Genomic DNA, 12,162 nt, shown 5'->3' on the forward strand with positions numbered 1-12,162 from the left:
AGCCGGGTGTACCCGAAGGTTTGCCGCTGCGCGGCTGGCCGGGGCGCCCGGTCGCGATCATCGTGGACGCACCGCCAGTGCGAGGAGGTCCGCCGGTGATCCACGAGGTCGACGAGGCGCTGCGCCGGCTGGTGAAGGACGAGGCGCTGCGCGGCAGCGAGGTCGACGTCGCCTTCGACGCGCCCACCAAGGACTGGGCCGCCCGGCGCAACGCTCCGACGGTGAACATCTACCTCTACGACGTGCGCGAGGACATGCGCCGCCGGTCGCGGGGGCTGCTCAACGAGTACGACCAGCGCGGCGAGGTCGCGGCGCGGCACCTGCCGCCCAAGCACGTCAAGCTGTCCTACCTGGTCACCGCCTGGACCCAGCGGCCCGAGGACGAGCACCGGGTGCTGTCGGACCTGCTGCTCGGCCTGCTGCGCCACGAAGCCGTGCCGGCCGGGATGCTCACCGGCTCGCTGGCCGAGATGGGGCTGCCGGTGCCGATGACCGTCGCGCTGCCGCCTCCGGAGGACCGCGCGTTCGCCGACGTGTGGACCGCGCTGGGCGGTGAACTCAAGCCGTCGCTGGACGTCGTCGTCTCCGCGCCGATCCACAGTGGACGCGTCTACCCGGCCGGGCCGCCCGCCAAGGAAGGCCTCAAGCTCGACACCGGCGACGGCGAGCTCCTCGGGCACCACGTGTCCGCGACCGGGGCCGTCGAAGGGCAGCGCCGGGTCGCGATGGCGCGCACCCACCGGAAGCCCCGGTGAGCCTGGAGTACCTGTTCGAGCGGCTGGCCCGGCTCGAACAGCGCATCCGCGACGCCGTCGACAGCCGTCGCGCGGCCGACCCGAACCCCGACGACCCGTTCCGCGGCCTGTACCTGTCCAACGAGACGATCGATGCGTTGCTGGACGGGCTCCGCGAGCCGTTCACGCCGTTCACCGACTCCGTCCCGGACGGCAGGCTGCGCCTGCTCGCCGAACGCGCGGGACTCACCGGCGTCGACGTCGAACTGCTGCTCGTCGCGCTCGCCCCCGACCTGGACAGCCGGTTCGAGCAGTTCTACGGCTACCTCAACGACGACGTGACCCGCCGCCGCGCCAGCGCCGGGCTCGCGCTGCGGCTGTGCGGCCTCCCCGAGGCGTCGGCCGCCGGCCGCGCCCGGCTCGACGCCGACTCGCCGCTGGTCACCTGCGGGCTGCTCACGGTCGGCGAAGACGAACGGCCGTTCCTCTCGCGCACGCTGCGCGTCCCCGACCGGGTGGTCAACCACCTGCTCGGCGACGACCGGCTCGCGCCCGAGCTCGCCGGCTGCGCGCACCTGGGCACCGAGCTGGTCGAAGTGCCGGGCCGGGAGCGGCTCGCCCGCGCGATCCGCGGCCGGGTCGGGCTCGTCTACCTGAAGGAACAGCCCGGTGGCGGGGCCGAGGAGCTCGGCGTCGGCGCGCTGGCCGAGGCCGGCTACCCGGCGCTGGTGGTGGACGCGGCGCGCTGGCAGGCCGAGCCCGGCCACGCCGAGCTCACCGCGTCGCTGCGGCGGGAGGCGCTGCTGCGGGGCGCCGGGATCGTGCTGGGCCCGGTCGAGAACCCGCGGCTGGAGGACCTGGCGCACCCGGCGATCCCGCTGGTGGCGCACGGCACCGGCGCCTGGGACCCGCGCTGGAGCGCGACGCCGCCGCTGCAGCTCGACGCGCTGCCGCTGTCCGGCGCCGACCGCGCGGAACTCTGGCGCAGCCGCCTCGACGGCCGGCTCGCCCCGGGCGTCGACCCGGGGGAGGCGACCGCCCACTTCGTGCTGGGACCCGGGCAGATCGCCCGCGCGGCGAAGGCGGCGTCGGTGACCGCGCTGGCCGACGACGGGCTGGTCCGCACGGCCCACGTCCGGGCGGGGGCGCGCAGCCAGAACGCGGCCGGCCTGCAACGGCTCGCGCGGCGGATCGAACCGGTCGTCGGCTGGGCCGACCTGGTGCTGCCGGCGGGCGTGCTGTCGCTGCTGGACGAACTAGCGGCCCGGGCGCGCTACCGCGACCAGGTGCTCGACGACTGGCGGATGCGCCCGGGCGGTGGCCGCGGCCGGGGCGTCACCGGGCTCTTCGCCGGGGATTCGGGGACCGGCAAGACGATGTCCGCCGAGGTGATCGCCTCGTCACTCGGGCTGGACCTCTACACCGTGAACCTGGCGACCGTGGTCGACAAGTACGTCGGCGAGACGGAGAAGAACCTGGAGCGGATCTTCACCGAGGCGTCCGGCGTCAACGGCGTCCTGCTCTTCGACGAGGCGGACGCGATCTTCGGCAAGCGGTCCGAGGTCCGCGACGCGCACGACCGGTACGCCAACATCGAAAGCGCGTACCTGCTGCAGCGGATGGAGACGTTCGACGGGATCGCGGTGCTGGCCACGAACCTGCGGGCGAACCTCGACGAGGCCTTCACCCGGCGGCTCGACGTCATCGTCGACTTCCCGCTGCCGGACGTCGCACTCCGGCACCGGCTGTGGGACCGCTGCCTGGGCGTCCGGATGCCGCGCGGGGCGGACCTGGACCTGGGGTTCCTGGCCGAGGCGTTCGAACTGGCGGGCGGGCACATCCGGTCGGCCGCGGTCACCGGCGCGTACCTGGCCGCCGAGGCGGGCCGCCCGGTGGCGATGAGCGACCTGGTCGGCGCGGTCGCGCGGGAGTACCGCAAGCTGGGCCGGCTCTGCCTAGACCGGGAGTTCGGGCCCTACCTGGCGATGGTGACGGACGGCTGAACTGCCCGTGGGGGCAGGTTTCGCTGCCCTTCCGGACGGGCCCGCCAGTCTGGCGCGCGGCGCGGCGGCGGGGCAAGCTTTACGGGCGGCGGAGGGAGCTGTCATGCGCGGGCACAGTCACGAAAACGAGCTCGAACCGGCCCTGCGGCCGAAGGGCGACCGCATCGAGCGGGACGACCACGACCTCCTCGGCCGGGCGGCCGCGGCGGGCCGCACCGATGTCCTGGGCCCGGCCGGCATGCTGGGCCTGCAGCGCGCGGTGGGCAACGCGGGGACGTCTTCGCTGGTGGAGGAGGAGCGCTCGCCGGTCCACGACGTCGTCGGTTCCGGCGGCGGCTCCCCGTTGGACACCGCGACCCGCGCGGACATGGAGACCCGCTTCGGTCACGACTTCGGCGACGTCCGGGTCCACACGGACGGGGCGGCGCACGACTCGGCGAAGTCGGTGAACGCGCAGGCGTACACGGTGGGGTCGAACATCGTTTTTCAGCGGGACAAGTACGACCCTTCTTCGGATTCCGGCAAGCACATGCTGGCGCACGAGCTGACGCACGTGGTGCAGCAGCGGAGCGGGCCGGTGGACGGGACGGACGCCGGGGGCGGGGTGAAGGTGTCGGATCCTTCGGACCGGTTCGAGCGCGAAGCCGTGGCGAACGCGGACCGGCTGATGTCTTCGCCCGCACCGGCCGGGCGTGCGGTCCAGCGTTGCGAAGACGGCGGGCATTCCGCGGCTTCTTCGGAGGACGCGGCCGTTCAGCGGGAGGAAGCGCCGGAGGCCGAGGAAGGCGAAGAGAAGATGGCGCAGACCTTCGTGCAACGTGAGGAAGAGGCCGAAGAAGAGGCCTGATCGGCTGCGTGCAGCGTTCGGCGGGGGACGGCTCGGCCGTCACCCGCCGAACGGCTACGCGACGTCGCCAGACCCGATCAGCGCCCGCCGACCCTCCGGCCGGCGTACCCCAGGCGATGGTGGCGATCCCCCGGCCGTCCGAGAACGCCCGCCGGGATCACTCTTTCCCGTCGGGGCCGGTGAAGCCCGGGATCTCCACGTCCTTGCGGTACCGCTCGGCCGCGCCCGTGTCGGCGTCCTTGGACCCCTTCTTGCTGTTGCACGACGCGCACAGGACCTCGAGGTTGCCCGGGTCGGCGTAGAACTGCGAGCGGTCGGTCTGGCCCTTCTCCCGGCCCTGGGTGTTCCAGTGCCCGGCCACGGACTTCCGGTGGTCCAGCGCGTAGTTGTCGGCGCTGTTCGGCTTGACGCGGGCGGCGACGTGCGGGGCGATGCCGAGGAACGGGACACCCGGGCAGGTGAACGTCAGCCCGTCCGGCCGCATCACCGCGGCGATCTTGGCGGCGTCGTGGCCGCTGTACTTGTGGGAGCCGCCGTAGAAGACCGCGCGGACGTCGTGGTACTCGGGCCGCAACGTCTTGCCGTCGATCGTGTACTGCGTCTGGCTCGCGCCGCCTTCGGCCGGTGCGAGTTCGGGGCCGCCGTTCGGGGTGTTGGCCAGGAACTTGAGCACCGGGAACGCCGGCCGCCCTTCGGAGCTCCTGCTCCGGCCGCCGGCGTTGCGTTCCAGCTCGTACTGGAGCGTCACCCAGCCGTCGGGGCGGACGTCGGTGACCTTGGCGACCCGGTTGGTCGCCTTCACGACGAACCGCTTGCCCAAGTAGACCTTCGCTTCGTCGACCGGCGCCATCGGCCCCAGCGGGAGTTCGCCGGTGTCGTCGGTCGGGTTGACTTCGAGGTGGGTCTTGAACTTGCCGTTGCTCGTGGGCACCAGCGCGATGGTCGTGAGCTGGTAGGTGTCCTTGATCTTCGGCAGCGCCGCTTCGACGGTGTGCTGGGTGGCGTTCGGCTTGCGCATCTCGGCGTCGGCCGCCTGCTTGGCCTGGGCCAGCGCCTGTTGCTTCTGGCCGGCGCTGCGCGGGTCCGGCACCCCGCTGCCCTTCTTGCCCTTGAACTTGCTCCAGACCTTCTTGCCCGCCTTGACGATCGTCCCCACGACCGAGTCGATCACCTTGCCGACCGGCGCCTGGACCTTCTCCAGCACCGACTTGATCTTTTCCGAGATCCCGCCCAGCCCCAGCAGGCTGGCCAGGAACCCCAGCACCATCGGCAACGCCTTCGCCAGCGTCCGCTCGATCAGGCCCGCCACCGCGCCGGCGCCACCGCGGGCGATCGACTCCACCGAGTCCAGGACCGAATCCACGAACTCCTTGATCTGCGCGGCTTTGTCCACGAAGAACATGACGATGTCGTAGATCGCCTTGCAGGCCTTGATGAACGCCGCCGCCGGGTTGAGCATCGAAATGATCCAGGTGATGCCCGCCTTGACGATCTTCTCGATCACGAAGTCCTTGATCTGCCCGAGGACCATCTCCTTCAGGTCGCCCAGCTTCGCGACGATCCAGCGCCACAGCCCCGGCACGCCCTCGGTGAGCAGGATCTTGACGACGTCGAGGGTCTGCTCCAGCTTCGCCAGCACCGGCTCCGGGATGAACCGCAGGATCCGCGCGCGGACACTGGCCCAGGTCAGGCCCAGCAGCGACAGGACCATCTTCAGGATGCCCTTGGCGTCCAGCGCCTCCGGGATCTCGATGCCCGCGCTCGCCAGGTTGCCCAGCAGCCACCCCTTCAGGCCGTCCTTGAGGTGCTGGACGATGTTGGCGCCGAAGTTCATGACGCCGGTCTTGACCGCGTTGACCAGGTTGCCGAGGAACTCGATCGGCTTCGCGATGATCAACCCGACCGCGTTCGCGGCCCGCGAAAGCACGCCGAGCAGCATGTCCTTCAGCTTGAGGATCGTTTCGATCGCGCCGCCGACGGCTTCCTTCGCCTTGCTCCACAGGCCCTTGTTCTCGGCCTGCAGCGCCTTGATCTCCTCGTCGACGGCGTTGCGGGCCTCGCCGTACTTCTGGGCCAGGTCCTCGACCAGCGCATCCTGCTTCTCGTCGACGGACTTCTCGAGGTCGTCGAACTGGCCGCCGAACTCCTTCGCCGCCTCGCCCGCGATCTTGCGCAACGCCGGCGACTGGGACGCCACCTTCTGCTGCACGCGGGTGCGGCCGTCGGCGATCAGCTGCTTCGCCTCGCCCAGCTTCTGACCGACGAAGTCCGCGATGTCGCCGATGACGCCCTGCATCTTCGACTCGTAGACCTTCTTGGCCTCGAGGAAGAGGTTGTTCGCTTCGGCGGGCAGGTCGGCGAAGAGGTCGTACGCCCAGCGCGCCGCGCCGGTGATCCCGTCGTAGCGCTCGTCCTTGTAGCGCTTCATCCGCGCCTGGTGGTCGGCGGTGAACGCGGCCTTGGCCTGCGCCTCGCCCGCCTCGAACTTCTTCGCCACCTGGTCGTCGAGCGCGCCCAGCACGCCTTCGACCTTCGTCTTGGTCTCGTCGAAGATCGCCTTGATCTCGCCGGTGATCCGCGCCCGGTCCTGCTCGTCCTTCGACTTCGTGGCCGACTTCGCCGCCTGGCCCCGCTGGGCCGACGACGACCGCGCGCCCGTCATGCCCGCCATCGCCGCCTGCCCGGACGCCTGGGCCGCGCCGGTCACCGCGGCCAGCTGCCCGGCCTCGGACTCGCGGACCGCGGCCGGCGCCGAAGCCGTGTGCTGCTCGCCTTCCCGCTTCGCGGCCAGCGCGCCGGTGAACTCCGGCTCGTTGGACTCGGCCAGCTGCTGCTCGGTGACGTCCGCCGCGGCCATCGCGCCCTGGGTTTCGCACTGGTCCGCGCGCAAATCGGTCTGCTCCGGCGGTGCCTTGTCCGGGGTCGCCTTGCGCGCGTCCGGCGGCGCCAGCGCCGGCGGGGCCGGTGGTTGCGGCAGCGGCGTGACCGGCTTTTCCACGGCCCGGCCGGGGTCCGGCGGTTCCTTCGTCCGGTCGGTGACGTCCTTGGCCGAGGCGTCCTTGCCGCTGGTGACCTTGCCCAGCACCTCGGTCTTCACCTGGTCCGCCTTGCCGGAGGTGGCGAACTTGTCGGCCTCGTCGAGGTTCTTCGGCGCCTGCTTGGCGATCGCGGTGTTCACCGCCGCGATGAAGGCCGCCTTGTCGAAGCCGGCCGGCTTCGCCGCGGCCATCTTGTCCGCCTGGGCGGCCTTGGCCTGCGCGTCCTTGTCGTCGGGCGGCGCCACCGCGGCGTCCTGCGCCTGCTTGACCTCCGCGCCGGCGGGCGGGTGCGCCTTCGCCGTCTTGGCCTTGCCGCCGACGTCGTTCTTCAGCGACTGGAACTTCGGGTCGGACGCCGGCGTCACGCCGGGCGGCGCGACCGGGGGCGCGGGACAGCCTTGCCGCTGCAACGCGACCAGGCCCGACACCGCCGCGTTGCCCGCCGAGGCCTGCAGGCGCAGCAACGCGGGCGGCGTCGCCCGCGGTGCGGGCCGGACCGGCCGCGCCGGCTGTCCGGACGGCTCCCGTGGCGCCTTGTCCCGGCCCGTTGGCATGCGTTCAACTGTCGGCTCTGCCGGGCCGGTTGCCAACGACCGGACGGGCGGGCACGGCTGCCCGAACGGGCAGTTGCCTTTAAGGGCAGAGATCGGTTCCCGCGGGCCTAGCCGCACGGTCGTTCCGCGGAGATCGTCCTGGCAGCAGCATCGCCGGGGACAAGACTTGTGCGTCGACAAGGGAGGCACGCATGCCCACCTATCTCACGCCGGGGGTGTACGTCGAGGAGATCGAGGCGGGCGCACGGCCGATCGAGGGCGTGGGCACCGCGGTCGCCGCCTTCGTCGGCTTCGCGGCGGACGGTCCCTTCAACACCCCGACGCTGGTGTCCAACTGGGGCCAGTTCACCCAGACCTTCGGTGACTTCCTCGAAGGCTGCTACCTGGCCCAGTCGGTCTACGGCTACTTCCTCAACGGCGGCAGCAACTGCTACATCGTCCGCATCGGCGGCTCGCGCGCCCAGAACAACGGCGCCGCGCCGAAGCAGATCGAGGCCCGCCAGGCCGTGCTCGGCGGCTACCGCTTCGTCGCGAAGGAGCTGCCGGAGGGCAAGCAGGGCGGCGAGATCACCGTCGAGGTGGCCGAACCGACCGGCGACAACCCGGCCGACGACCGGTTCACCGTGCTGGTCAAGCAGGACGGCAAGGTCGTCGAAACGCACAACGTGACGACCAAGCGCACCAAGGAGAACGTCGTCACCGCGGTGCGGGAGAAGTCCAGCCTGATCACCATCGAGGAGGTCGCCACCGGCGGGGCGGTCAGCAAGCCCGACAAGGGCACCGCGGTGCTCTCGGCGCCGCCGAAGGAGGCGGAGGCCCCGCCGGTCCCGGGCCGGGTCGCGGCGAACGACTACGTCGGCGACGTCGCCGACCGCACCGGGTTCGGCGGCCTGGAGGCCATCGACGAGATCACCATGGTCGCGGCGCCGGACTTGATGGCCGCCTACCAGCGCGACCTGATCGACCTCGACACCGTCAAGGCCGTCCAGCTGGCGATGATCGCGCACTGCGAGCTGATGGGCGACCGGATGGCGATCATCGACCCGCCGCCGGCGCTCAACCCCCAGGAAGTCCGCAGCTGGCGGATGGACGCGGCCGGCTACGACTCGAAGTACGCCGCGCTGTACTACCCGTGGGTGCAGGTCCTCGACCCCGCCTCGGGCACCAACGCGTTCATCCCGCCGAGCGGCCACATGGCCGGCGTGTGGGCCCGCACCGACGCCACCCGCGGCGTCCACAAGGCCCCGGCCAACGAAGTCGTCCGCGGCGCGCTCGCGCTCGAGACGCACCTGACCAAGGCGGAGCAGGAACTGCTCAACCCGATCGGCGTCAACTGCGTGCGGTCGTTCTCCGGCAAGGGCATCCGGGTCTGGGGCGCGCGGACGCTCTCGAGCGACCCGGCGTGGCGCTACCTGAACGTCCGGCGGCTGTTCAACTACCTCGAGGAGTCGATCCTCGGCGGCACCCAGTGGGTCGTGTTCGAGCCGAACGACGACGCGCTGTGGGCGCGGATCCGGCGCACGATCAGCGCGTTCCTGGTGATGGAGTGGCGCAAGGGCGCGTTGTTCGGGCTCACCCCGGACGAGGCCTTCTTCGTCAAGTGCGACCGCGAGACCAACCCGGCCGAGGGGATCGACCTCGGCCAGGTCATCTGCGAAGTCGGCATCGCCCCGGTGAAACCGGCGGAGTTCGTGATCTTCCGGCTGGCCCAGATGTCCGGCGGCACCAGCCTCGTCAACGAGTGATGAAAGGGCTTCGCAATGGCACTTCCCGATCTTGACAAGGCGGTAGGCCACTCCTTCGGGCTCGAGATCGACGGCGTCCAGATCAAGCAGATCTCCGAGGTCTCCGGCCTCAAGATGGAACAGGACGTCATCGAGCTCAAGCAGAACACCGCGGACGGCAAGTACGTCATCAAGAAGCTGCCCGGCCGCCCCAAGGCGGGCGAGGTCACGCTGACCCGCGGCCTGACCGACGACAACAGCTTCGAGAAGTGGGTCAAGGACGCGCACTTCGGCAAGATGGCGACGGCGCGCAAGGGTGGCGCCATCATCGTCTACGACTACGAAGGCACCGCGCTCAAGCGCTACAAGCTCACCAACGCGTGGCCGAAGAGCCTGGAGATCGGCTCGCTGAAGGCCGGCGACACGAGCGTGCTCACCGAGAAGCTCGTCATCACCTACGAGCAGATGGAAGTCGAGTGAGCCGATGCGCAGGGTGATGGCGTCGGCCCCGGTCGAGGAAGCCCCCGCCGCGCCGGCGGGGGAGCCCCGGGCGGAACGGCCGAAGCTGCGGACGGAGTTCGCGTTCGAGCTCCCGCGCGGGTACGTCGACGACGAGGGCAAGGTGCACCACTCCGGCGTGATGCGCCTGGCCACCGCGCGCGACGAGCTGATCCCGCTGCGGGACGACCGGGTGCGCGAAAACTCGGCGTTCCTCACGGTGGTCTTGCTGGCCCGGGTGGTCACCCGGATCGGCGACATCACCGACGTGCACGCCGGGGTCATCGAGAACCTGTTCGCCTCCGACCTGGCGTTCCTGCAGGACATGTACCGCCGGGTCAACAGCGAAGGCCACACCAGGGCGGGCGTCGCCTGCCCCGAGTGCGGCCACAGCTTCGTCGTCGACGTCGCCGGTGGCCGCCTGGGGGAATCGTGACGTACGCGGCCGACCGGCTGCACGAGGAAGTCGCGTACGTGGCCTACCACCTGCACTGGTCCCTCGACGACATCCTCGACCTCGAACACCCCGACCGGTTGACCTACGTCGCCGAGATCGCCCGGATCAACACCCGGATGAGCCAGGGACGGTGACGCACGATGTGGTTTCGCAGGAAGGAGGCGGGCCCGCCGCCCGTGCCTGTGCCCGCGCCTGAGCCGGCCGCGCTGCCGGTGAAGCGCGCGGAGTGGCGGAGCGTGGCGCCGATCCAGCGCGTCCTGGCCGAGCACCCGCTGGTCAACCCGGTGCAGCGGTTCAGCTCGACGCTGTCGTCCTGGCGGAGTCCGGGCTACCTCGAGCCGCTCGGGCACCGGGTCGGCCCGGCGGAACCCGCCGGCGTCATCGACGATCTGGTGCGCCCCGCGGAGACACCCATGCCGCTGGTGGAGCAGGGGCCGCCGTCCCGGCTTCGCGGTACCTCGGTGCAGCGGGCCGGTGGCGGGCAGTCCGGGGAACCGGTGGACTTGCCGCTGGTGTTGCCGGTCGTCACCGCGCGCGAGACCGTGCCGCCGCTGACGTCCGCGGCGGCCGAGAGCGGTCCGCCGGTGCGGACCCTCCAGGCGATCGCGGAGCCGTCCCCTGTGGACACTCCGGCGACCGGCGCCACCCCGGTGGTCCCGGTGGCGGCGCCGGAACCCCCGGCACCCGAACCGGCACCGGCCGAACCGGCGCGGCCCGAGTTGCCGCTCGTCCAGCGGACCGAACAGGCAGCACCACGACGGCTCGGACTCGGCGCCCCGATGCTGCCGGAGTCGAACCCACCGCTTCCGGCGTCGCGGCTCGCGGACGACGTTTCGCCGGTCTCGAACCCTTCGGGGCCACCAGCTGAGCCGGTGTCGCGGACGACCGGTTCACCGCCGGTGAACACCTTTCGCCCGTTCGACACCCCGGAGATCCGCTCCGGGACCACGGAGCCGCCCGGGACACCGGGCGGCTCGACGAGCGTTTCCCCGTCCTTGCCGGTGGCGCGGAGCAGCGAGGAGCCGGCGGCAGCCGGCCCGGTGACGGGGGCTGCTTCGCGTCCGGTGCTGGGTGCCGCCGGATCGCGAGAGGTGGAGGAGTCACTGCCTCAGGTGTCGAGAGCGGGCGAGGCGCTTCCTGTCGTACCGACGGCACAGGAGTCACCTCTGCCGGTGTCCCGCGCGGCTGAGACCCCGGCGGTGCCGACAGCGCCGGATTCCTCGCTGCTGGTGTCGCGGGCGGCGGAGACCCCGCGACCGGCGGCCGAGCCGGCGGTACCGGTGGGGTCGGCGGCGCATGAGCCGCCGCTGCCGGTGGCGCGATCGATCGAAACCTCGGAGTTGCCGGTGGGACCAGCGGCGCAGGATTCTCCGCGGCAGGTGCCAGGGGCGGCCGAGAACCCGGTGGCGCCGACCGCGCAGGATTCGCCGCTGCTGGTGTCCCGGACGGCCGAGAGCTCAGGAGCGCCGACGGCTCAGGATTCACCGCTGCCGATGGCGCGAGCGGTCGGGACTTCGACGCTTCCGTTGCCGGGAACGGAAGGCAGTTCGGCGCTTTCCGCGGCACCCGTGGCCGATGAGTCACCGGTGCCGGTGTCCCGGATGGTCGAGTCCCCGGCACCGTCGGCCGCGTCGGGATCGTCGCTGCCGGTGTTGCGGGCAGTCGAGACCCCGGCGCGCCCGGTGCCGCCGCTTCCGCTGCTGCGGGCGGCCGACACCTCGGGACTCTCCGTGGCACGAGCGGCGGAGGAACCACCGATTCCGGTGACACGCGCCCTCGAGACTCCGGCCCACCCGGTGACGAGCGCGGCAGAGGTCGCCTCCCTTCCGGCGACACGGGTGAGCGAGAGTTCGCCACTTCCGATCGCCCGGGCCGCCGAGGATTCACCGGCCGCGACGACAGGCGCGACGCAGAGTGCTCCGCTCCCGGTGGCTCGCGCCATCGAAGGGCCGCTCCCGGTGCCGGGGGTGTTCGTAGGCTCGACGGCAGGTACCGGGTCGTCACCAGTGGCCGGGTCGCTCGAGGGGGCGGCGAGTCCGATGGCAGGAGCTGCGCTGCCGCTGCTCCCGGTGGCTCGGTCCGTCGAAGGCTCGGCGACCTCGACGGCAGGTGCCGGGCCGTTGCCGGTGGCTCGGTCGGCCGAGGGGGCGGCGAGTCCGATGGCAGGAGCTGCGCTGCCGCTGCTCCCGGTGGCTCGGTCCGTCGAAGGCCCGGCGACCTCGACGGCAGGTGCCGGGCCGTTGCCGGTGGCTCGGTCGGCCGAGGGGGCGGCGAGTCCGATGGCAGGAGCTGCGCTGCCGCTGCTCC

At 71.8% G+C, this 12,162-nt stretch carries 9 protein-coding genes; 8 read left to right on the forward strand and 1 reads right to left on the reverse strand.

Annotated elements, in window-relative coordinates:
• Nucleotides 1-95: 95 nt before the first annotated feature.
• The 3 genes from AB0F52_RS38180 to AB0F52_RS38190 all read left to right on the forward strand — a co-directional run bounded on the left by AB0F52_RS38180 (nt 96) and on the right by AB0F52_RS38190 (nt 3,584).
• Nucleotides 96-755, forward strand: coding sequence for a DUF4255 domain-containing protein (locus AB0F52_RS38180; protein ID WP_360181584.1), 660 nt, complete (start codon nt 96-98; stop codon nt 753-755).
• Complete coding sequence (locus AB0F52_RS38185) at nt 752-2,737, forward strand: ATP-binding protein (protein WP_360181587.1); 1,986 nt, start codon at nt 752-754, stop codon at nt 2,735-2,737. Before AB0F52_RS38180 ends, AB0F52_RS38185 begins: the two co-directional genes overlap by 4 nt.
• 103 nt (nt 2,738-2,840) lie before the next feature.
• Nucleotides 2,841-3,584, forward strand: a complete 744-nt coding sequence (locus tag AB0F52_RS38190; RefSeq protein ID WP_360181590.1) for a DUF4157 domain-containing protein — start codon at nt 2,841-2,843, stop codon at nt 3,582-3,584.
• A 157-nt stretch (nt 3,585-3,741) separates the two neighbouring features.
• Here AB0F52_RS38190 and AB0F52_RS38195 read toward each other — a convergent pair whose 3' ends face one another.
• Nucleotides 3,742-7,176, reverse strand: a complete 3,435-nt coding sequence (locus AB0F52_RS38195; RefSeq protein ID WP_360181593.1) for a hypothetical protein — start codon at nt 7,174-7,176, stop codon at nt 3,742-3,744.
• 191 nt (nt 7,177-7,367) lie between these two features.
• Here AB0F52_RS38195 and AB0F52_RS38200 point away from each other — a divergent pair, with 191 nt between their 5' ends.
• From AB0F52_RS38200 to AB0F52_RS38220, 5 genes are all read left to right on the forward strand, one after another.
• Nucleotides 7,368-8,921: a phage tail sheath family protein gene (locus AB0F52_RS38200; protein WP_360181596.1), complete on the forward strand. Its 1,554-nt coding sequence runs from the start codon at nt 7,368-7,370 to the stop codon at nt 8,919-8,921.
• 15 nt (nt 8,922-8,936) lie between these two features.
• Entirely contained in the window at nt 8,937-9,380 is a 444-nt protein-coding gene (locus AB0F52_RS38205; protein WP_360181599.1) for a phage tail protein, read from the forward strand.
• Nucleotides 9,381-9,384: 4 nt separating this feature from the next.
• Nucleotides 9,385-9,834 carry a hypothetical protein gene (locus AB0F52_RS38210; RefSeq protein WP_013226671.1) on the forward strand — a complete coding sequence of 150 codons (450 nt, stop codon included), beginning with the start codon at nt 9,385-9,387 and terminating at the stop codon, nt 9,832-9,834.
• Nucleotides 9,831-9,989 carry a DUF6760 family protein gene (locus AB0F52_RS38215; RefSeq protein WP_003098516.1) on the forward strand — a complete coding sequence of 53 codons (159 nt, stop codon included), beginning with the start codon at nt 9,831-9,833 and terminating at the stop codon, nt 9,987-9,989. Before AB0F52_RS38210 ends, AB0F52_RS38215 begins: the two co-directional genes overlap by 4 nt.
• 6 nt (nt 9,990-9,995) lie before the next feature.
• Nucleotides 9,996-12,162: hypothetical protein (locus tag AB0F52_RS38220; protein ID WP_360181603.1), on the forward strand; the 2,167-nt coding region annotated here is incomplete at its 3' end.

Origin of the sequence: Amycolatopsis sp. NPDC024027, assembly GCF_040638975.1 — a bacterium.
Lineage (GTDB): Bacteria > Actinomycetota > Actinomycetes > Mycobacteriales > Pseudonocardiaceae > Amycolatopsis.

Bases quoted from the DNA above. Each gene is read 5' to 3' on its own strand.
- AB0F52_RS38190 (WP_360181590.1), top strand. From the start codon at position 2,841: ATGCGCGGGCACAGTCACGAAAACGAGCTCGAACCGGCCCTGCGGCCG.
- AB0F52_RS38195 (WP_360181593.1), bottom strand. From the start codon at position 7,176: ATGCCAACGGGCCGGGACAAGGCGCCACGGGAGCCGTCCGGACAGCCG.
- AB0F52_RS38200 (WP_360181596.1), top strand. From the start codon at position 7,368: ATGCCCACCTATCTCACGCCGGGGGTGTACGTCGAGGAGATCGAGGCG.
- AB0F52_RS38205 (WP_360181599.1), top strand. From the start codon at position 8,937: ATGGCACTTCCCGATCTTGACAAGGCGGTAGGCCACTCCTTCGGGCTC.
- AB0F52_RS38210 (WP_013226671.1), top strand. From the start codon at position 9,385: ATGCGCAGGGTGATGGCGTCGGCCCCGGTCGAGGAAGCCCCCGCCGCG.